The 19,835-nt window shown below is 49.7% G+C and carries 20 protein-coding genes; 19 read left to right on the top strand and 1 reads right to left on the bottom strand.

The genetic code is table 11. The features are described 5' to 3' along the window. Positions 1 to 304: 304 nt before the first annotated feature. The 5 genes from M3N64_RS04485 (at position 305) to M3N64_RS04465 (ending at position 5,247) form a co-directional block, all read left to right on the top strand. Entirely contained in the window at positions 305 to 1,297 is a 993-nt protein-coding gene (locus tag M3N64_RS04485; RefSeq protein WP_249098724.1) for a dimethylarginine dimethylaminohydrolase family protein, read from the top strand. A 24-nt stretch (positions 1,298 to 1,321) separates the two neighbouring features. Continuing rightward, positions 1,322 to 2,983, top strand: coding sequence for a M20/M25/M40 family metallo-hydrolase (locus M3N64_RS04480; protein WP_249098721.1), 1,662 nt, complete (start codon positions 1,322 to 1,324; stop codon positions 2,981 to 2,983). Positions 2,984 to 3,051: 68 nt separating this feature from the next. Continuing rightward, the gene (locus M3N64_RS04475; RefSeq protein ID WP_249098718.1) at positions 3,052 to 3,831 is read left to right on the top strand and encodes a transporter substrate-binding domain-containing protein; all 780 of its coding nucleotides are present in this window, start codon (positions 3,052 to 3,054) and stop codon (positions 3,829 to 3,831) included. Positions 3,832 to 3,857: 26 nt separating this feature from the next. Beyond that, a complete protein-coding gene (locus M3N64_RS04470) occupies positions 3,858 to 4,535 on the top strand; it encodes an amino acid ABC transporter permease (RefSeq protein WP_249098716.1) in 678 nt (225 codons plus the stop codon). Continuing rightward, on the top strand, positions 4,522 to 5,247 hold the full coding sequence (locus tag M3N64_RS04465; protein WP_249098713.1) for an amino acid ABC transporter ATP-binding protein: 726 nt from the start codon (positions 4,522 to 4,524) through the stop codon (positions 5,245 to 5,247). The genes M3N64_RS04470 and M3N64_RS04465 overlap by 14 nt, the downstream gene beginning before the upstream one ends. Here M3N64_RS04465 and M3N64_RS04460 read toward each other — a convergent pair. Continuing rightward, positions 5,244 to 6,128 carry a LysR family transcriptional regulator gene (locus M3N64_RS04460; RefSeq protein WP_249098710.1) on the bottom strand — a complete coding sequence of 295 codons (885 nt, stop codon included), beginning with the start codon at positions 6,126 to 6,128 and terminating at the stop codon, positions 5,244 to 5,246. The two genes, M3N64_RS04465 and M3N64_RS04460, sit on opposite strands and share 4 nt — an antisense overlap. A gap of 140 nt (positions 6,129 to 6,268) precedes the next feature. Between M3N64_RS04460 and M3N64_RS04455 the strand changes: the two genes are divergently transcribed. The 14 genes from M3N64_RS04455 (at position 6,269) to M3N64_RS04390 (ending at position 19,655) form a co-directional block, all read left to right on the top strand. Then, on the top strand, positions 6,269 to 7,564 hold the full coding sequence (locus M3N64_RS04455) for an aspartate aminotransferase family protein (protein ID WP_249098708.1): 1,296 nt from the start codon (positions 6,269 to 6,271) through the stop codon (positions 7,562 to 7,564). A 607-nt stretch (positions 7,565 to 8,171) separates the two neighbouring features. After that, positions 8,172 to 8,642: an RrF2 family transcriptional regulator gene (locus M3N64_RS04450; protein ID WP_249098705.1), complete on the top strand. Its 471-nt coding sequence runs from the start codon at positions 8,172 to 8,174 to the stop codon at positions 8,640 to 8,642. Beyond that, entirely contained in the window at positions 8,642 to 9,007 is a 366-nt protein-coding gene (locus tag M3N64_RS04445; RefSeq protein ID WP_249098702.1) for an IDEAL domain-containing protein, read from the top strand. The genes M3N64_RS04450 and M3N64_RS04445 overlap by 1 nt, the downstream gene beginning before the upstream one ends. 244 nt (positions 9,008 to 9,251) lie before the next feature. Continuing rightward, the gene (locus M3N64_RS04440) at positions 9,252 to 10,079 is read left to right on the top strand and encodes an aldo/keto reductase (protein WP_368389892.1); all 828 of its coding nucleotides are present in this window, start codon (positions 9,252 to 9,254) and stop codon (positions 10,077 to 10,079) included. Positions 10,080 to 10,405: 326 nt separating this feature from the next. Next, the gene (locus M3N64_RS04435; RefSeq protein WP_249098696.1) at positions 10,406 to 11,842 is read left to right on the top strand and encodes an MDR family MFS transporter; all 1,437 of its coding nucleotides are present in this window, start codon (positions 10,406 to 10,408) and stop codon (positions 11,840 to 11,842) included. Positions 11,843 to 11,874: 32 nt separating this feature from the next. Beyond that, positions 11,875 to 12,576, top strand: coding sequence for a YwaF family protein (locus tag M3N64_RS04430; protein WP_249098694.1), 702 nt, complete (start codon positions 11,875 to 11,877; stop codon positions 12,574 to 12,576). A gap of 28 nt (positions 12,577 to 12,604) precedes the next feature. Continuing rightward, positions 12,605 to 13,615 carry a nuclease-related domain-containing protein gene (locus M3N64_RS04425; RefSeq protein WP_249098691.1) on the top strand — a complete coding sequence of 337 codons (1,011 nt, stop codon included), beginning with the start codon at positions 12,605 to 12,607 and terminating at the stop codon, positions 13,613 to 13,615. 1,125 nt (positions 13,616 to 14,740) lie between these two features. Further along, complete coding sequence (gene spoIIID, locus M3N64_RS04420) at positions 14,741 to 15,010, top strand: sporulation transcriptional regulator SpoIIID (RefSeq protein WP_249098688.1); 270 nt, start codon at positions 14,741 to 14,743, stop codon at positions 15,008 to 15,010. Between the two features lie 169 nt (positions 15,011 to 15,179). Next, positions 15,180 to 16,181, top strand: coding sequence for a rod shape-determining protein (locus tag M3N64_RS04415; RefSeq protein WP_249098683.1), 1,002 nt, complete (start codon positions 15,180 to 15,182; stop codon positions 16,179 to 16,181). A gap of 155 nt (positions 16,182 to 16,336) precedes the next feature. Beyond that, positions 16,337 to 17,152: a flagellar hook-basal body protein gene (locus tag M3N64_RS04410; RefSeq protein WP_249098680.1), complete on the top strand. Its 816-nt coding sequence runs from the start codon at positions 16,337 to 16,339 to the stop codon at positions 17,150 to 17,152. 19 nt (positions 17,153 to 17,171) lie between these two features. Beyond that, a complete protein-coding gene (locus M3N64_RS04405) occupies positions 17,172 to 18,029 on the top strand; it encodes a flagellar hook-basal body protein (protein ID WP_249098678.1) in 858 nt (285 codons plus the stop codon). A gap of 16 nt (positions 18,030 to 18,045) precedes the next feature. Then, the gene (locus M3N64_RS04400) at positions 18,046 to 18,363 is read left to right on the top strand and encodes a DNA-directed RNA polymerase subunit beta (protein WP_249098675.1); all 318 of its coding nucleotides are present in this window, start codon (positions 18,046 to 18,048) and stop codon (positions 18,361 to 18,363) included. A 21-nt stretch (positions 18,364 to 18,384) separates the two neighbouring features. Continuing rightward, on the top strand, positions 18,385 to 18,816 hold the full coding sequence (gene fabZ / locus M3N64_RS04395) for a 3-hydroxyacyl-ACP dehydratase FabZ (RefSeq protein WP_249098673.1): 432 nt from the start codon (positions 18,385 to 18,387) through the stop codon (positions 18,814 to 18,816). A 332-nt stretch (positions 18,817 to 19,148) separates the two neighbouring features. Next, entirely contained in the window at positions 19,149 to 19,655 is a 507-nt protein-coding gene (locus M3N64_RS04390; RefSeq protein ID WP_249098670.1) for a thioredoxin domain-containing protein, read from the top strand. Positions 19,656 to 19,835: the final 180 nt, after the last annotated feature.

The raw sequence follows: 19,835 nt of genomic DNA, 5'->3' as shown, positions 1-19,835 counted from the left end.
GCAAAGAACACGTCAAATAATGTGTCAGAAAATCTGACCAACATAAAAATTTGTTGCGGCAAATCTGACATGACGGGAAGCAGTATGACAAAAATGGCGGTCAAAGCCTGAAAACACGAAAGAATAAAACGGTTCTGTCACATAATTTAAACAGAACAATCAGATTATTAAATACATTACATAAAAAAAATAAAAGCTCACGGCGGCAATTTTATATTATTATAGAAACAGGTCATATCATGTGAGAAATTATTCCACAAGTGGGGCTGTGGATAGATGCGGAATCTGACAAGGAGGGACTTTCATGTCTGTATTGCATAAATTTCTTGATGAAAACATCGTTCAGGATTCGTTTGAAACGCCTGAACTGCTTGAAAGATACTGGTCGGGATCCTGGGGCAACACCAATGCGGTGGGAAAAGTCAGGAAGGTGTTTGTCCACCGACCGGGTGATGAAATCCTGGAATTAAATAAAGCAAAATTCGAACCGGAGGCAGGCGCACGTATTCTTCGCGATGAAAAAGGCAGCATTATCAGCTACTGCCTGAGCAACGAACCGCTTAATCTGGCGAAAATGCAGGAACAGCATGACCGGATGACTGATGTTCTGAAGCGTGAGGGGGTCGACGTCATTCCGATCATTGAGGATGACGCATTGCTGACGAACAATCTGTTTGCCCGTGACGTCGGTATGGTCATTCCGGGCGGTCTGATTCTCGCTCGGTTCGCGCTGAAGTTCAGATATGGTGAAACGCTGCGGACATTGAAGACGGCCGCGCAAATCGGCATGCCGGTACTGGCATCGATTCAAGGCCGGGGTTTTGTTGAAGGCGGCAGTTTCATGGTCTTTGACCGCAAAACGGCGATGGTCGGACGCTCAATTCGTGTCAATCAGGAAGGCATCGATCAGCTGCGCGCGATTCTCTCATGGCAGGGGATGGAGCTTGTTGTCGTCGACCTTCCGTCCAGCATGATCCACCTCGATGAAGTATTTAATATGGTGGACAAGGACAAAGCGCTCGTCGATCCGTCCAATTTGCCGCACTGGTTCCTGCAGGATCTGCAGAAGCGTGGTGTTCAGCTGATTTACACTGATCCGCTTGATCCGCCGATGACGACCAATTTGCTCTGCCTCGAACCGGGGAAGGTGCTGTTTACTTCACGCGGTGTGCGAACGATCGAGGCACTTGAGAAAGCAGGTATCGAAGTGATCGCCATTCCGGTTGATGAATTGAATAAAATGGGCGGCGGCATTCACTGTTCGTCACTTGTGCTGCAGCGTGATCCGATCGAATAAGCGGCAGAAAGGAGAGAGTGGCTCATGTACGAAGCAATCAAAGATTTGCCGATGGAAGAACAGATTGAGAAAATCGCCAGAGCGCTTGTCAGTGTGAAAAGCGTGAACGGTACAGAGGGTGAAAAGGATATCGCGGATGAACTTGCGACGCTCATTCGCTCATTCCCTTATTTTAAGGCGCATCCGGATCATGTCTGGACACAGCCGCTCGCCTCAGACACACTCGGGAGAAAAAATGTGTTCGCTTTTCTTGAAGGAGCGTTTGAAAAGAAGCAGACCATCATATATCATGGTCATATGGATACGGTCGGTGTCGATGACTTCGGTTCCATTGAGGCGCATGCACTTGATCCTGATTTTCTCTGTCATTATTTTGCAAACGACGATAAGGACAGCGATGCAAGGAAAGATGCGCGATCCGGCGACTGGCTCTTTGGACGCGGCATGCTGGACATGAAAAGCGGCGATGCGGTCCACCTCAGCAATCTGCTCTATTATTCAGAGCATCGGCACGCGCTGAAGGGCAATCTGCTTGTGATGTTCAATCCCGTTGAGGAGAATGACCATGAAGGTGTGATGGAAGCCGTTTCCGAACTGCTTCGATTAAGGGATGAAAAGGGGCTGAAGTACCGGCTCGCAATCAACGGCGATTTTAACAGTCCGCTCTATAATGGCGACCCGAAACGCTATGTCTATACCGGGTCCGCCGGCAAGCTGCTCGGATGTTTCTATATCCGCGGGCGGGAGACACATGTGGGTGAAACGCTTGCCGGCATTGATCCGACAGTCATTGCGAGCAGGATCAATGAACAGCTGAACAACAATATGGCTTGTGCTGAACAAATTCCTGATGAAGTTATATTACCGCCCTCCTGTCTGTACCTGAGAGAACGAAAGGCGTTCTACAACGTGCAGACGGCGGGAACGACCTATCTGTACTTCAACTATTTTCTTTACGAGCGCACGCCAAACGATGTGCTCGAGCAGCTCAAAACGGTTGCCGGGCACGCATGCGAAGAGCTTGCTGGTTTTCTTGAGAAACAGTATCAAGCCTTTTCAAAAAATTGCGGCATTCAGGGACAGACGCCGGAATGGTCGGTCGATGTACTCAGTTACGGAGAATTTGTTAAAGAACTGACAGAGAAGGGCGTTCCGGTGGATGAAGTTACCGAACAGGTTGTCCGGGCCAATCCCGGCGAAGATTTTCGCCAGATCAGCTTCAAAATTATTGAAGCGCTGGAAGCGCGCGCCGGGGACAAGCGGCCGAAAGTGATTGTCTTTTTTGCGCCTCCGTACTGTCCGCACAATTATTTGCGAAAAGAGGTCGCTGCCGAGCGGCGCTGCGACGACATTCTTGACCGGGTTCTGCGCCAGGCTGCGGAAGAGACAGGTGAACAATTTGCCAAGAAACGTTTTTTCCCGTATCTCGCTGATGGCAGTTATCTTGCCGTGAGTGAGACCGCGGAGGAGACAGCGGCTATTCTCGGGAACTTTCCCGGATGGGGCAGGACCTACCGCGTACCGCTCGATCAGATTCGCAGACTGAATATTCCGGTGCTTGATATGGGTGTTTACGGCAAGCGGGCCCATACATGGATGGAGCGCGTCTACAAACCGTATTCCTACGGAGTGCTTCCGAAGCTGATCCGTTCCATGACTGAACAGGTGCTCGACGATCCGGACTGAACAATGATGGGTTTTCTTTCCTGTATTATAGGAAATATAATATATTGATAAAAAGAGGCGAATGAACGATGTATAAGAAATCAGGACTAATCATGATGGCTTTGCTTCTGCTTGTACTGTCCGCATGCAGCAGTTCAGGCAGCAGTGACTCAGGCAAGAAAAAAACGATTGTGATGGGCACGAGTGCCGATTACCCGCCGTTTGAATCCGTGGATACGGCAAACGGCAACAAGATCGTTGGTTTCGACATTGATCTCGCTCAGGCGGTTGCTAAAGAACTTGGCTACAAACTGGAAATCAAAAATCAGGACTTTAACGGTCTGATTGCCGCACTGAGCAGCAAGAAAGTGGATTTTGTGATGGCCGGCATGGTGGACACACCGGATCGCCGCAAGCAGGTTGATTTCTCGAAAACGTACTACCAGTCATTTCAGGTCATTTTGACAAGAAAAGACACGAATATTAAGACGATGGACGATCTGAAGAACAAGAAGGTCGGCGTGCAGCTCGGGACCACTCAGGAAACGCTGGCGAAGAAAGTCAGCAAAACGATTCCGATGAAAATACAGACATGGGACAAGCTGAACGAAATGGTTGAGGCGATGCGCGCGGGCAAACTGGACGCGATCGTAACGGTAGATACGGTTGCTTACGGATATACAAGCAAGGATAAGAAATTCCAGCAGTTCAAGGCTGTTGTTGACGGAAAAACTCAGTACGATCCGATCAGCGCAGCGTTCCCTAAAGACAGCAAACTGGCCGCTCAGTTTGATAAAGCACTGAAGAAACTGGAAAAGAACGGCAAAAAAGATGAACTTGTCAACAAGTGGATTAAAAATCAAAAATAGAAAAGCATTGAAAGGATAATGGGGCGATGGAACAGCTTTTCACCGGTTTTAAAACAATTGCTCCTTCGATTCCCTATATCATCAACGGTATATGGGTAACTTTGGGGATTGCACTGGGCGCGGCGATCATTGGTTTTGTGCTCGGAACGCTTCTGTCATTGTGCAAGATCAGCAACATCGGCATTTTGAATGGCTTTGCCCGCGGCTATACATCGATTTTCCGTGGCACACCATTGATCATGCAGCTGGCGCTCGCCTTTTTCGCGGTACCGCAGCTGCTTGGTCTCGGTGATGTCAATGCGACCACTGTTGCGATTATTACGTTCGGGCTGAATTCAGGCGCTTATATGTCTGAAATTATCCGTTCGGGCATTAACGCGGTCGACAAAGGTCAGTTCGAGGCCGCCGGGGCGCTTGGCGTTGGCTACTGGCCGATGATGAAAGACATCATTCTCCCGCAGGCCATTAAAAATATTCTGCCGGCGATGATGAATGAATTTATTACGCTGACTAAGGATTCGGCAATTGTTTCAACCATTGCCGTTACCGATATGATGCGGCGGTCACAGATTGTTTCGGCGCAGTACTACACGTATTTTCCACCAATGTTTGTTGCCTTTATCATGTATTATCTGGTTGTTCTGATCCTGACCTTTATCGGCGGGCGCATCGAAAGGAGACTGAGCCGCAGTGATCAAAGCTGAGCATGTTTATAAAAATTTTGGCAGCATTAAAGTGCTTAAAGATGTTTCGCTGCAGATCAGCCAGGGCGAAGTGGTCGTCATCATCGGTCCGTCCGGATCCGGAAAGTCAACGTTCCTGCGCTGCATCAATCTGCTCGAACGCCCGACTTCGGGCACGGTTACGGTGGACGAGCAGAACATGACGGCGCTGAAGCCGAAACAGGTCATCAAAGTACGGGAGAAAGTTGGTATGGTTTTTCAGCATTTTTATCTTTTTCCACATAAGTCCGTACTTGAAAATCTGATCTATGCACCGATGAAGGTCAAAGGGCTTTCCAAAGACGAAGCCGTCAGAAAAGCGGAGGAACTGCTGAAAAAAGTCGGTTTGCTGGAGAAAAAGGATCAATATCCGAATAAACTCTCAGGTGGCCAGAAACAACGCGTTGCGATCGCCCGCGCGCTGGCGATGGAGCCGGACTACATGCTGTTCGATGAACCGACTTCGGCGCTTGACCCGGAGATGGTTAAGGAAGTGCTTGACGTGATCCAGTCTCTGGCCGAATCCGGCATGACCATGGTGATCGTGACGCACGAAATGGGCTTTGCCCGGCAGGTTGGCGACAAAGTCGTATTCATGGATGACGGCCGGATTCTGGAATCCAGCACACCGGAAGCTTTTTTCAGCCATCCGCAGACAGAACGCGCCAAAGACTTTCTGGAAAAAATCCTTTAATGGATCGCATTCCAGTTTTGTTCGATCAGCCGGATCAGATGCATCGTTTTCTGATCACGCAGCTTATGCGTCGCAATCACAAGCGAGGTCTGGATTTCGACTGGCTTCTGATTTAAGACGATTTCATGTAACTGGCGCGCAGCCAGTTCTTTTTTGACAAGATTGCGCGCGATCAGTCCGATTCCTATGTCATTCATGACGGCGCTCTTGACCGCTTCAAGACTGCTGGATTCGATGATTTTGCGCGGCCGGATGCCCGCTGCCCGCATGTAGCTGTTCATCTGTTCTTCAAATGGACCGATGATTTCATATTTGATGAACGGATAATGGTCGAGCAGTTCATGATCGGCATATTTTTCAGACAGCGCGCTGGAGGCGATCAGAATCAGATCCTCTTTTTCTGAGATCATGACATTGGTGATGCCGGCTTTATTATAGGTTCCGGAAATAATGCCGATGTCAAAGGCGTTGCTGTTGATTCCGTCGATCACCCGGTCGCTTGTGCAGGAGACAAGCTTAATCCCGATTTCCGGGTAGACGGCAAGGTATTGACGAATGATCGGAGGAAAGTAGTGTGTGCAGAATGTCTCCGAGGCAGCAATCGTCACTTTGCTCTCCGAACGGCTTTTTTTCTTAAGGTCGCTGTTCATCTGTCCGAGCACGGAAAAGATCTGATCCGCATAGTGTTTGACGAGCTCGCCATGCGCGGTCAGAAACGTCTGCTTGCCGATTCGGAAAAAGAGCGGATGTCCGATATCCTGTTCGAGCGCGCGAATCTGCGCGGTGACGGTCGGCTGAGAGAAATTCAGCTGTTTCGCGGCCTGAGTGAAATTGAGCAGATCCGCTGCCGTCTGAAAAGTTTTCAGTTGCCTGAGTTCCATTGACCGCTCCTCCTTGAGTTGCGCGCAGCACATATAAATAAACGCTTGTTTAACATCATTATATAATAGTGTCTGCCAATCATTAAAATAAAGCGCGATAAAACCAGGTTTTTTAATTTTGAAAAAAAGGGATGGAGATTATGCCGGAAAAAAGCATGTATCAGCAAGCCCTGGATCTCTTTCCGCCGGTTGCCTTGCGGGCGACTCAGCTCGGTGTGGTGAAAGGCGAGGGAGCCTATGTCTGGGATGAGAACGGGAAAAAATACATTGATTTTGCAAGCGGTGTGGCTGTTGTCAATTGCGGTCACAATCATCCATACGTGGTAGAGAAGGTTAAGGAACAGATTGACGAGCTGATCCACGGCGGTCACAATGTCGTCTACTATCCTTCCTATATTAAACTCGCAGAAAAAATTCTCGGCCATGTCGGTCGGGACTACAAAATCTACTTTTCAAACAGCGGCGCCGAAGCCAATGAAGCGGCGATCAAGCTGGCCAAGCAGGTAACGCATCGTCCCGGCATCATCTCCTTCAAGCACAGCTTCCACGGCCGTACTTTGGCGACGACCACGCTGACCGCATCCAATGCCAAATATCGGCGTAACTATGAAGGCCTGCTGCCGAGTGTGTATTATGCTGACTTTCCATATGCCACACGGTCGGGATTGAGCGAGAAGGCGGAAGTGGAACGCTGTCTGCGGTCGATCGACGAAATTTTCCATGACCTGATCGAACCGGAGCAGGTTGCCTGTATGATTCTTGAACCGATCCAGGGCGAGGGGGGCTATATCGTGCCGCCGAAATCGTTCCTGCAGGCGGTTCGCAAAATCTGCGACGATCACGGCATTCTGCTTATTTTCGATGAAGTACAGACTGGATTCGGACGGACCGGTAAAATTTTTGCCTATGAAAATTTCGATGTGAAACCGGATATCATGAGTCTTGCCAAAGCGATCGCCAACGGGTTCCCGCTCAGCGCAATCGTTGCCCGCCGCGACCTGATGGACCAATGGCCGGCGGGCACTCACGGCGGAACCTTCGGCGGCAATCCGGTTGCCTGCGCCGCCGGTGTCGCCGTTTTCGAACTGCTTGAAGCCGGACTTGCTGATCACGCGGCAGAAATCGGCGCCTACTTCAAACAAAAACTGCTTGAACTTACAGAAAAACACGATGAAATCCTTGAGGTCCGCGGTCTGGGCCTGATGATCGGGATCGAATTCGTTGATCGAAGCGGAAGGCCGGATGGCGCAATCGTCACCGCGATCCGCAAAAACGCACTTGAAAAAGGTCTGATTCTGCTCAATTGCGGTGTCGACCACAACGTCATTCGTTTTATTCCGCCGCTGATTGTCACCCGCGATCAAATCGACGCTGCCTTTGCCATTTTCAAAGACAGTGTTGAAGAAGCACTCCATGAAGCCGCACAGAAAAAGTGACTGAAGACCTCAAAACCGGCCGCCCTGATTAAATAGGGCAGGTCGGTTTTTTTTACAAGAGTAAAGAAAGTATAAGATTTTGACCCACATGAAAACCAATAAACCAGTGTCTTGCCGAGAATCAAAGCGGAAGTGCGCTGGCGCCTGCGGAGCGTTCCTGTTGATCAGCGAGCCAGGGAAGACCCCGCAGGAATTTGCCTGCCTGAGGAGGCTTCCGGATCGCCCGCGGCAAGCGAGCAACTGAAGCGCCGATTCAGTACCATAAAGACACGAACCCAGTTCGATTACACAGAGCAAAAGGAACTTCCACTAATGTAGGGGAACTTTCAATAACTATAAGGAACTTTCGCTAAGTACGCATATCTTCTGTATGCAACGCGATCCATACACATTCCTGATGATCACGTTTCGTTCCCACTTTAGGTCCGTTCGTTACGATCCTGTCTTTCCTTCCAGTAAAGTGCTCGATTTCAGGTGCATTTTGCGAGATTCGGTCGTATTTTACTAAGTAAAATGCTGGTAACTGCATTTTTTAAAGCAAAATGAATTGATTTTCCAAACTGTATCTCATATAATTACATTAATCTCCGAAAAGGGGAATCACTCTATGAACAGTCAGTTTACGATTGCCGTTCATTGCCTGATCGTGCTTGCCAGGACACCGGATCGAGTGTGGAACAGCGAGTCACTTTCACAGAAAGTATACACTCATCCGGCACGAATTCGTAAGATTATGAGTTGTCTGCGAAAAAGCGGCCTGGTCGAGACAAAGGAGGGCATTGGCGGCGGCTATCGGCTAGGTTGCAATCCGAGCGCCTGCACATTAGCACGTATCTATCAATCTATTTCCTGTGAACCGCTGAAGCTCAGCTGGTGTTCAGCTGGCTGCGCGCAAGATCCCGAATTCGAGCGTCTCCGTTCCGTGATGGATTTTGCTTTTAACGGGGCAGAACGCGGACTCGAAGAATATCTCGAGCGCTGGTCGATCGATATGCTGGCTAAGAAGGCATCGACCGACGTGCAAACAAAAAAAATTGCAATGCATAATCATATAAAACAGATCGGTGGTGAAGGTTGATGCAACAGAAATCCAATTGGAAAAAAGGCGACTGGGTGAAAGGGCGGACAGTCAATGGCGAACTCATGCATGGGTTCATCGTGGACTGCAATCAGGAAGAGGGCACCGTCAAGGTCCATGTTGTAGCGTGTGACCGGGAGACAACGGTTGGCCGTGTCATCGAGACAATCGGTTACCTGATCAAGCCTTTACCGGAGCTGCCCCTGAACGGTCAGCAGTTGCGCAGCATGACCGACCTGGCTTTAATTACGGCTGACCGCGACTGGTTCATGCAGCTGTCCGAGCAGCTGTCGGCAGCAGACGACAGTAAATCCGGTGATGGTCAGGCACAGGCAGGTTCCTGGTACTGGTCTGCCCAGCACTGATTTGGAACAAGTGCGAAAAAAGCACCTGTTCCTTTTTATTGCGCGCATTTAGAGGCAGCGACAAAAGCGGCGCTGATAAAAAACTTAACCTCTTTGTCTCTCCGGTTTTGATATGGGGTTCCTCATCTTTTTCCGTTCTGCTTTTTAAAATAAGTTTTTTAGGCCCAAATTTTAGATGAGTAAAATTCTTTTCTCTCTTTTTAATCTGTGAGAAAATAGACAGGTAAAGGGGGGCAGATGAATGATTAAGTCTTTGAACGACACAGTAAAACTGAATAATGGTATTGCAATGCCAGGGTTCGGACTTGGCGTCTGGAAGGTGAAGGACGGCGAGGAAGTGATTCACTCGGTTCTTTCCGCGCTCAGGGCGGGGTACAAAATGATCGACACGGCGGCCATCTACCGAAACGAGGGCGGTGTTGGTGAAGCATTGCGTCGGTCCGGAGTCCATCGCGATGATGTGTTTATCACAACAAAGGTCTGGAATGCCGACCAGGGCTATGAGTCAACACTGGCCGCGTTCGAGACGAGCACGAAGAAGCTCGGCATCGAGACGGTTGATTTGTACCTGATTCACTGGCCGAAAGCCGGAAAGTACAAAGAAACATGGAAGGCAATGGAAAAGCTGTACAAAGACGGCCGCGTGCGTGCCATCGGTGTTTGCAATTTCCATAAACATCACCTCGAAGATTTGCTTCAGGATGCGGAAATCAAACCGGCTGTCGACCAGATCGAATTGCATCCGCTCCTGACTCAGGTACCGCTGCGAAATTACTGCTACAAACAGGCAATTGCCATCGAAGCTTATTCACCGCTTGGAAGCGGCGGCCTGATTAATCATCCGACCCTGAATGAGATCGGCAAAAAATACGGGAAAACCTCTGCGCAGGTCATGCTGCGCTGGGATGTGGAGAATGAAATCATTACCATTCCGCGTTCAACGCAGGAAGCGCACATCATCAGCAATGCTGACATTTTTGATTTTGCACTGTCACCGGAAGACATCGATAAGATTGATGCGTTGAATGCAGATCAGCGGTTCGGCGCAGACCCCGATCATTTTGATTTTTAACCCTGTTTACATTCAATGTTGATTTTCTGTGCGGCAGGCGGCCGCGATTGAAAACAACAGCAGAAGCCTGATTTTTTAATGAGAAGCACAGTTTACGGTTTGCTGCTTCGGGGGAAGAAAAGTGTTACCCTTCCCGGCAAACCGGTAGCCTGCAAGCCGGAAAAACAAGGGAAAAGTATCCGTATAAAAACAATCCCTGAGAAAAGGGCCTGGCGAAGAGACCGCCAAGCTCTTTTTTGACCGCAGAGACGGTGAGCTTCACTTTTCAGGCTGTTTTAAAAAGGAAATCAAGTCTGCGTTCCGACAAATAAAAGGAGTTTTTCACTGTGACAACGAATGCAACAGCTCAGGAAATAAAGCGCGGGCCGATCACGGTTGCCCTGATCATTGGTGCCTTTGTCGCCATTCTTAATGAAACCTTGCTGAACATTGCACTTTCAGATTTAATTCAATATTTTCATGTGACAACGACGACCGTCCAATGGCTGACAACTGCGTATCTGCTCGTCATTGGCATTCTCATGCCGGTCACCGCGCTGCTCACCGGTTGGCTGACCACACGCCAGATGTTTCTCGGCGCCATGACCGTTTTCTTCGCAGGTACGGTCATTTGCGGTTTTGCACCTAATTTCAGCTTTTTGCTGCTCGGACGTGTCATTCAGGCTGCCGGGTCGGGACTTATTCTTCCGGTCATGATGAATACGATCTTGTTTATCTATCCTCCGGAAAAACGCGGCGGTGCAATGGGACTGATCGGGCTCGTCATCATGTTCGCGCCGGCACTCGGACCGACTCTGTCAGGATTGATTATCGCCTCGCTGTCCTGGCGATGGCTGTTCTATCTCGTTCTTCCGCTTGCCGCATTTTCCATTTTATTTGCTGCCCGCTACCTGACCAATGTTTCGCAGGTGACGAAGCCTAAGGTCGACGCGCTTTCCGTTGTGCTCTCGACGCTTGGGTTCGGCGGGATCGTCTACGGCATGGGTTCCGGCGCGGAAGGCGGATGGATCGCTCCAATCTTTATGCTCATTGGTGCCGTCAGTCTGGTGCTCTTCGTCTGGCGCCAGCTTGTCATAGAAAATCCAATTCTCGATTTTCGGGCATTCAGGTACCCGATGTTCACATTGGCGACAATCATTCTGATTCTGGTTATGGTTACGCTGTTTGCGACGATGATTTTACTGCCGCTCTATCTCCAGCGCGCGCTGCTTCTGTCATCCTTTGCGGCAGGGCTTGTTCTCTTGCCCGGCGGTTTGATCAACGGTATGCTTTCACCGGTTATGGGCAGACTGTTTGATAAATTCGGTCCGCGCTGGCTCGTAACTCCAGGGCTGCTGATTATGTGTGTCGTGATCTGGCTGTTCAGCCGAATGACGGTTTCAGAAAGTATGCTCTACGTTATTATTCTTTATGCCGCTTTGCTGATCGGCATGTCTATGGTCATGATGCCGGTATCAACAACCGGTCTGAATCAGCTGCCTAAGCGTCTGTATCCCCACGGAACAGCGATCATGAACACGTTGCAGCAAGTTGCCGGCGGTGTCGGCACCGCTCTGTTTGTCGGTATTATGGCAGCCGGGCAGCAGGCATACCTGAGCAAATCTGAGAATCCGGAAGCACCGGCACAAGCCCTTCAGGCGCTTGTTTCTGGCATGAGTCATGCCTTTTTCTTCGCACTGATTGTCGGTGCGGTTTCACTGCTGCTTTCCCTGTTTCTGAAACGGACGATTGCTCCGGCAGAAAAAGAACAATCTCAAGGGTAAACGCGGACTGTTGTACATTTTGAGGTGAAAAAATGGTTATTGATCCGCAAATCGTCAGCTTCGCACAATTTTCGCCAGAACATCTGAGCACACTTGTGCTCATTGCGACATTAGGGGTCTGCCTGTTTCTTTTCAGGCAGACCCTTTTTATGCATCCGTTTTTTCGCTATCTGCTTGCGATAATTCTGATTACCGGTGAGGTCGGCTATCAGATCGGAATGATTGCTGCTGGGAAATGGTCGCTGCGCGGTGCATTGCCGCTTCAGGTGAGCGACATGGCGGCACTTATTGCGGCAATGATGCTGCTTACGCGGTCACGGAAAATTGCCGAAGTTTTGTATTTTATAGGGATTGGCAGCGCGGTTCATGCATTGGTCACGCCGGATCTTGGCACGGCCCCGCTGCATATTCTGCAGTTTTTTGCCACCCATGGCGCAACTGTACTCGCCTGTCTGTATATGGTTGCTGCCGAACGGGTTCATCCGCCGTACCGCGTGCTCTGGCTTTCTGCGCTGATTGTCACGCTTTATGGTGTCCTCATATTCGCGGTTGACCGGTTTCTGGAAGCCAACTATTTATATTTGATGCACAAGCCCGCGGTGTCGGTGCTGAACTGGCTCGGACCATGGCCATGGTATCTGATCTGGGTCGAAGTGATGATGCTTGGCGAATTTCATCTGCTTTATTGGCTGATCCGCAGGAAAACTGATGAGCCGCGTCGAAATGAACCATAACTCATTTCAGAGGTGATGCCTATTGATCATGAAAAAACTATTGATTCCAATGAAGCTGCTTGCCGGCGAAGCGCTGCTCGGACATCTGCGCGATGTGCACCCATCCCGGACTGCTCTGGAAAACGAACTGGCCAGACGCCGCTCCGGTTGGAGGGGCGAGCAGAATCTCGCCTATTATCTGGATCCGCTCGATCTTCGCATTTTTTATGACCTTCATTTGGATGGCTGTCAAATCGATACTTTGATTCTCCACCCATTTTTTCTTACCATTTTCGAGGTGAAAAATTATACCGGAACCATCATTTTTGAAAGTGAGTACGGCCAGGTGATCCGCTGCTCTGACAACCGCCGCGAAGGCTTTCCAAATCCAATCCTGCAGACGTTGCGTCATCAATCCGCACTCCGGCAGTGGCTGAATAGGCGCAATCTGCCTCAGCTTCCGATCGAGGCTCGTGTCATCTTTGCACATCCGGGCACGATCATCGAAAATCGTTGCCGCTCGCCGTTGATCGTTGAACGAGTCATCCATGCCGAACAAGCCCCACTTCAGATCGAACAATTGATCAGCAAACACAACCGTGATCATGGACACGGCTGGCAGCAGATCTCAAATGCACTGCTTGCCGCTCATACTGAACCGTTCCCAAACATCATGAAAGCTTTCAACATTCAGCCTGCCGAACTCCAATGCGGTATTCGCTGCCCACACTGCGGCAGCTTCGACACGCAGCGCATTTATGCCGGCTGGCATTGTCCCCACTGCGGTATCACATCCAAAACCGCCCACCAGCCGATGATCCTGCATCATTTCCTGCTCCACGGCCCCACGATGACGAACAGACAATGCAGAGAGTTTCTAGGACTTGCCCCCAGTCAAAGACACATAGTGAATTACTTATTAAAAAAAATGAACCTCAAAATCTCCGGATCGGGAACAGGAAGAGGACTCTATTACAAGGCCCCCACCCACGAACAGCTGCATGACTACTTTTTACCCAAAATCAGCCAAACCTTCTATCGAAGACATTTTAATAGGTAGATAGAGTTCATCTGAACACTGCAAAAATTGAGCCGAGCAGCGAAATCTGTACTGAAGTGAGGAACTTCCACCGAACAGGGCAGAAGTTCCACCGAACCGCGGAAATGATGGACTGAACAAGGCAAAAGTTCCACCTAATGCCACGAAAGTTCCACCGAACCGAGGAAAAGTTGAGCCGAACCGCGAAAGTTCCACCGAACGCCGCAAAAGTTCCACCGAACCGTGAAAAAGATGAACCGAACCGAGAAACTTCCACCGAACAGGGCAGAAGTTCCACCGAACGCCGCAAAAGTTCTACCGAACCGCGTAAAAGATGAACCGAACCGAGAAACTTCCACCGAACAGGGCAAAAGTTCCACCTAATGCCACGAAAGTTCCACCGAACCGAGGAAAAGTTGAGCCGAACCGAGAAACTTCCACCGAACGCCGCAAAAGTTTCACCGAACAGGGCAGAAGTTCCACCGAACGCCGCGAAAGTTCCACCGAACCGAGGAAAAGTTGAGCCGAACCGAGAAACTTCCACCGAACAGGGCAGAAGTTCCACCGAACAAGGCAGAAGTTCCACCGAACAGAGGAAAAGATGAACCGAACCGAGAAACTTCCACCGAACGCCGCAAAAGTTCCACCGAATCGCGGAAATGATGGACTGAACAAGGCAGAAGTTCCACCGAACGCCGCAAAAGTTCCACTTAAACACAAAAAAGATGAACCGAACCAGGGAACTTCAACTGAACACCAATCTGAGCTCTACTCCCTCTTCAGTTCTTCACCATGAAGGAATTTTCCAAAGGGAAAATTTCCAAATCATCTCCACATCTTTTAATGAATAGCTAAGTTTTCCATTAGATATCAATTTTTGTCCCCCCAGCCCCAAACGCCAACCAATAATTTTTGAAAAAGGCGCGTGTTCCGGTCTCATTCGGACACGCGTTTTGTCTGAAAACCCTTGTCCCTATTGACTTTTTGGTATATAACCGGAACTCGTTTAATAAGATGTTACAAACTCACATACGGGGTTTCGAGGTGAGCGCGGTGGGCTTGGAACGAGCATGATGCGTTGATACAGTTCCGTTTCCTCCAAAGATTGTCTCATTTCGCATTCATGAATACAGGGAGGCGAGTGGTGTGCATGATTACATCAAAGAGCGTACGATCAAGATTGGAAAGCATATCGTGGAGACAAAAAAGACAGTGCGGGTCATTGCCAAAGAATTCGGCGTTTCGAAAAGCACTGTCCACAAAGATTTGACGGAGCGGCTTCCGAACATCAATCCGGAACTGGCTAACGCAGTAAAAAATGTGCTCGATTATCACAAGTCAATCCGTCATCTTCGGGGAGGAGAAGCGACAAGGCTTAAATATCAGAAGGATACTGAAAGAGCGGTTCCCCATTAATTGGCAGTTTTCCGGTACAGAAAAATTTGGAAAATCGTTTAAAAAATGTCGACTGTAGCGTTTATTTTTCGACAAAACTCCCTGTTATGCATGGATTTATGCTAAAATGAAATAATGATGATAAGTATCCTAGCAGCAGTCTAGGTGTCTTGAACAGGGAGGATTTGGCGTGTTTTCGAGAGATATCGGAATTGATCTTGGAACGGCGAACGTACTGATTTACGTAAAAGGGCAGGGCGTTGTTCTGAACGAACCGTCCGTCATCGCAATTGATACGGATACAAAACAGACGCTGGCAGTCGGTGAAGAGGCGAGACGAATGGTCGGGCGCACGCCGGGCAATATTGTTGCCATCCGCCCGCTCCGTGACGGAGTGATCGCTGATTTTGAAATCACAGAACTCATGCTCACGCATTTCATTAATAAAATTAATGTAAAAGGCTTTATGAAAAAACCGAGAATTCTGATCTGCACCCCGACACATATTACGTCGGTGGAACAGAAGGCAATTCGTCAGGCTGCCGAACGCAGCGGCGGCAAGCAGGTTTATCTTGAAGAAGAACCGAAGGTGGCCGCTGTCGGCGCCGGCATGGATATTTTTCAGCCAAGCGGCAACATGGTCATTGACATCGGCGGCGGTACAACCGATATTGCCGTCCTTTCCATGGGCGATATTGTGACCTCTCAGTCCATCAAACTGGCAGGTGACAAGTTCGACCAGGAGATTCTCAACTACATCAAGAAAAAGTACAAATTACTCATTGGCGAGCGCACCGCCGAACAGATCAAAATAGCCGTTGGTACCGTCTATAAGGATGCGCGTGATGAAAGCATGGATATTCGCGGCCGTGACATGGTTACCGGTCTGCCGAAAACGCTGACCATCCACTCCAGCGAAATTGAAGAAGCGCTTTCCGATGCTGTAGCCACGCTTGTCCGGGCAGCAAAGAACGTTCTTGAACAGACGCCTCCGGAACTGTCCGCCGACATCATCGACCGCGGTGTCATTCTGACCGGCGGCGGTGCGCAGATCCACGGTCTCGACCAGCTGCTCGCAAGCGAACTCAAAGTTCCGGTTGTCGTTGCAGACAATCCGATGACCTGTGTCGTTGAAGGTGCCGGCAAAATGTTGGAACATCTGGATAAACTTCCGAAGCGCAAAGCAAATTAACTGCTCTGCGCTTTCATGCAATGAAAACATAGCCAGGCCCTTGTGAAAAAGTGCGGCAGATGCCGCACCGGGACACCGTATCTGGTGTACAGTGATGAAATTGGCGGATTTCCGGATTTTTTGTGAGCTAAATAAAATCAGGCAGGTGAAAGCTGTTGATCAGAGGATTATACACATCGGCTGCGGGGATGATTGCCCAGCAGCGAAAGCAGGAAACATTATCAAATAATTTGAACAATCTTGATACACCAGGGTATAAAGGAGATCAGACCAGGCTTCGTACGTTTCCCGAACAACTGATTGATCGAATCGGCGGAGACAACACGATCAGCCATGAGGTTGGCAGTCTGGCGACCGGCGTGTATATGGATGAGACCATTCCTGACTTTAGCCAGGGTACTGTAACTGAGACAGGCAAAACAACCGATGTCGCACTGATTACCTCGGCGTTGCCTGTCAATCCGCAGACCGGGGCGCAGGAAGGTGCCTTGCTTTTCAATGTCCGGACTCCTGCAGGTAACGCGCGTTACACGCGTGACGGACACTTTACGCTCAGCCCGTCCGGATATCTGACCGATGATTCAGGCAATCAGATACTGAATACGGCTGGTCAGCCCATTCAGCTGCCTTCTGACCAATTCCAGGTCGCTTCTGACGGAACAATCACATCAGGAGGCGCGAACTACGGACAGATTGCGGTCAGTTATGCGGCGAACACGAACCAGCTCGTGAAAGAGGGCAATGGCCTTTTCCGTCTGAATGGTGGCGGCACATTGCCTGCTGCCGGCGGAAATGCGCAAATCAGCTACAGCCTGAAGCAGGGATCCGTCGAAGGGTCCAATGTCCAGGCCGATCAGACGATCACGGATATGATGGAATCCTACCGATCTTTTGAAGCCAACCAGAAGGTGCTGCAAATCATTGACGGGACACTTGATAAAGCGGTCAACCAGGTCGGCCGCATAAATTGATGAAGGGCAGGTGCTTTTTATGCATCAGCAAATGACGGCTACAGCCGTAACCTTAGGCCAGATACAGCAGCAGCTTGCAACGGTTGCCGACAACATCGCGAATGTCGGAACAACGGGTTACAAGAGTAGGGACGCAAAGTTCATCGATCTTCTGGTCCAGCAGATCGACAATATGCGTCCTGCCGATATAGACGGCACCGATGAGGCCAATCGGCTGACACCGGACGGTATTCGAAGAGGTTCCGGCGCGCGCATCGGTGACACATCGCTTGATCTTGCCAGTGGCTCGATCAAACAGACGGACAATCCGCTTGATCTCGCACTGACCGATGACCATCAATTTTTTACCGTTGCTCTGACAAGTGGCAACGGTACGGCGACAACGGCTTACACACGTGCCGGTGACTTTAATGTACAGCCCGATCCGGCTGACCCGAACACGCTGCGCCTGCTGACTAAATCCGGGATGGCAGTGCTGGGAACGAATGGACAGCCTATAACGATTCCCGCGCACTATCAGAGCATTCACATCGACCGCACAGGTTCAATTAATGTCGAATTGGCAAGTGGCGCGCAGGTCAATGCCGGTCAGCTCGGCCTTGTCACGGTCAGCCGTCCGCAGCTTCTGGAAAGCCAGGGCAACAGTCTCTATACTTTGCCTAATCTCGCCCAGCTTGGCATCGGACTGAATCAGGTAGTTCAGCAAGTTCCGGCGGCTGACGGAAGCGTTGCCCAGGGCAAACTCGAAAATTCCAATGTAGATCTGACTAAAGAAATGGCCGATCTGATCAACCTGCAACATAATTACCAGCTGAACGCACGTTCCATTTCGATCAGTGATCAAATGTCCGGTCTGGTTAACTCCATGCTGCATTAAGTGAGGAAGGCGAGTAATGAAATCGAACGGTAAGCTACATAATCAGGATGAAACGAGAACAGCCGTCCGTAAAGCACAAAAAGCGGGGGCAGTGCCGGCAAAAAGGGTTCAAAAGCAGGATAAAGAAAAACAGCCGCTTTACAATCCTTTTTTTCATTATCGGAAACGTCGCTTTCCCATCTGGCAGCGACTGATTGTCCTGATCGCCCTGAGTGCGGTTGCACTCGTGGGTGGTGCCATGTTCGGGTATGGAGGTCTGGGTCACCGCAACGTGTGGGCTGTATTCGAGCCCGCGACCTGGCAGCACATTCTCGATTTTCTGAAGACTGATTAAGCAAAGGAGGGACATATTCCAATGCTCACCATTGATGAAATAAAGAAAATTTTGCCGCACCGTTATCCGTTTCTGCTCGTCGACAAAGTACTCGAAGTCGAAGATGGAAAAAAGGCAGTCGGCATCAAAAATGTCACCGTTAACGAGCCTTTTTTCCAGGGGCACTTTCCGGATTATCCGGTGATGCCAGGCGTTCTGATTGTTGAGGCGCTCGCGCAGATCAGCGGCATCGCCGTACTTAGCCAGGGACAGCAGGAGAACATGCTGACACTATATGCCGGCATCGACAAATGCCGCTTTAAGCGTCAGGTGCGCCCCGGTGATCAACTCAGGCTTGAATCCGAGATTCTCCGTTTCCGCGGCGGCTTTGCCAAAGCCAGAGGCACGGCCACCGTCGACGGCGAAATCGCCTGTGAAGCGGAAATGATGTTTGCCTTGAAACCAGCAGAATAAAATTGACAGGGACCGCGTTTTCGTGGTCCTTTGTTACAAGATAAGAAAGATATGATTTTGCCCAGTAAGAAGCAACTAGCAAAAACAATACATTGTTAAACATCAAAGCAAGCAGCCGCAACGATGCAATCCAAAAGAATCGATCAACAACTCATGTTGGAGATTGAGGAAGGGCAGTGACCGCTAAATCGCACAGACACAGTGATGTTGTGATCAATGCCAGGTTTTCCTTATTCAATGAGCCACCCCCCAATACTCGGTCAATACGTATCGCTTGCGTAACGATGCAGAATACATAATGATAAAGGTAATAAAGAATTGGAGGAATTCGTATGACGAAGCTATCAGAGACAGGCTTTCAATTTGGGGTTCAGGATGCACCGCTGACTTTAACTGTATTCACTAATCTCGCTTGTCCGCACTGCGCCGCTTTTTTCAACAATTACGAGACCGAACTGCTTCCGGCGATTGAGAACAGGCAGCTCAGGCTCGTGCTTAAACCGTTTGACAAGCCCAAAATCGGTCTGCTCAAGGGTAATCTTGTACATTTGTTCCTTGACTACGAGGATCAGGCCAGAGTCAATCCGATCATTTTGCAGCTGTTCAAGGATCAGGCTGAATGGAAGGCCCTCACGGACAGTGAGCTACAAACCTATCTGAATGAAAACTATAACCTGGAAGTACAGCCGGGCAACACCGAACGCAGCCTCACGATTACTCAGGAAGCCGTTGCTTTTGACGCAACTTCAGTACCAACCGCACTTCTCAGCAAACATGGCGGCACACCTGTCAAAATCGAACAGGCCGAGCTGACGCAAGAGCTTCAGGCTGTAAGCTAAGTAACAGGCAGGAGCAGAAGTGTTCGATTGGTGCCGCTCAGACGCAGACGATCAGAAAAAGACTTTTGGAAAATCTTTCTTTTTAATGCTGACAGAATGGCCACATTCTTAAGAAATTCTCCAATAAAAGGATGTGATTTCAAGGAACATCACAAAAGGGCACTTAGTCGTGAAAGGGGT

The organism is Sporolactobacillus mangiferae, from assembly GCF_023336505.1.
In the GTDB taxonomy this organism is placed as follows: domain Bacteria; phylum Bacillota; class Bacilli; order Bacillales; family Sporolactobacillaceae; genus Sporolactobacillus; species Sporolactobacillus mangiferae.
The sequence above is the reverse complement of the archived record's forward strand: the minus strand, read 5'-3'. Positions and strand labels throughout refer to the sequence as shown.

Excerpts from the sequence above, each read along its gene's own strand:
- M3N64_RS04485 (WP_249098724.1), top strand. The coding sequence starts at position 305 with ATGTCTGTATTGCATAAATTTCTTGATGAAAACATCGTTCAGGATTCG.
- M3N64_RS04480 (WP_249098721.1), top strand. The coding sequence starts at position 1,322 with ATGTACGAAGCAATCAAAGATTTGCCGATGGAAGAACAGATTGAGAAA.
- M3N64_RS04475 (WP_249098718.1), top strand. The coding sequence starts at position 3,052 with ATGTATAAGAAATCAGGACTAATCATGATGGCTTTGCTTCTGCTTGTA.
- M3N64_RS04470 (WP_249098716.1), top strand. The coding sequence starts at position 3,858 with ATGGAACAGCTTTTCACCGGTTTTAAAACAATTGCTCCTTCGATTCCC.
- M3N64_RS04460 (WP_249098710.1), bottom strand. The coding sequence starts at position 6,128 with ATGGAACTCAGGCAACTGAAAACTTTTCAGACGGCAGCGGATCTGCTC.
- M3N64_RS04455 (WP_249098708.1), top strand. The coding sequence starts at position 6,269 with ATGCCGGAAAAAAGCATGTATCAGCAAGCCCTGGATCTCTTTCCGCCG.
- M3N64_RS04450 (WP_249098705.1), top strand. The coding sequence starts at position 8,172 with ATGAACAGTCAGTTTACGATTGCCGTTCATTGCCTGATCGTGCTTGCC.
- M3N64_RS04445 (WP_249098702.1), top strand. The coding sequence starts at position 8,642 with ATGCAACAGAAATCCAATTGGAAAAAAGGCGACTGGGTGAAAGGGCGG.
- M3N64_RS04430 (WP_249098694.1), top strand. The coding sequence starts at position 11,875 with ATGGTTATTGATCCGCAAATCGTCAGCTTCGCACAATTTTCGCCAGAA.
- M3N64_RS04425 (WP_249098691.1), top strand. The coding sequence starts at position 12,605 with ATGAAAAAACTATTGATTCCAATGAAGCTGCTTGCCGGCGAAGCGCTG.
- M3N64_RS04405 (WP_249098678.1), top strand. The coding sequence starts at position 17,172 with ATGCATCAGCAAATGACGGCTACAGCCGTAACCTTAGGCCAGATACAG.
- M3N64_RS04400 (WP_249098675.1), top strand. The coding sequence starts at position 18,046 with ATGAAATCGAACGGTAAGCTACATAATCAGGATGAAACGAGAACAGCC.
- fabZ (WP_249098673.1), top strand. The coding sequence starts at position 18,385 with ATGCTCACCATTGATGAAATAAAGAAAATTTTGCCGCACCGTTATCCG.
- M3N64_RS04390 (WP_249098670.1), top strand. The coding sequence starts at position 19,149 with ATGACGAAGCTATCAGAGACAGGCTTTCAATTTGGGGTTCAGGATGCA.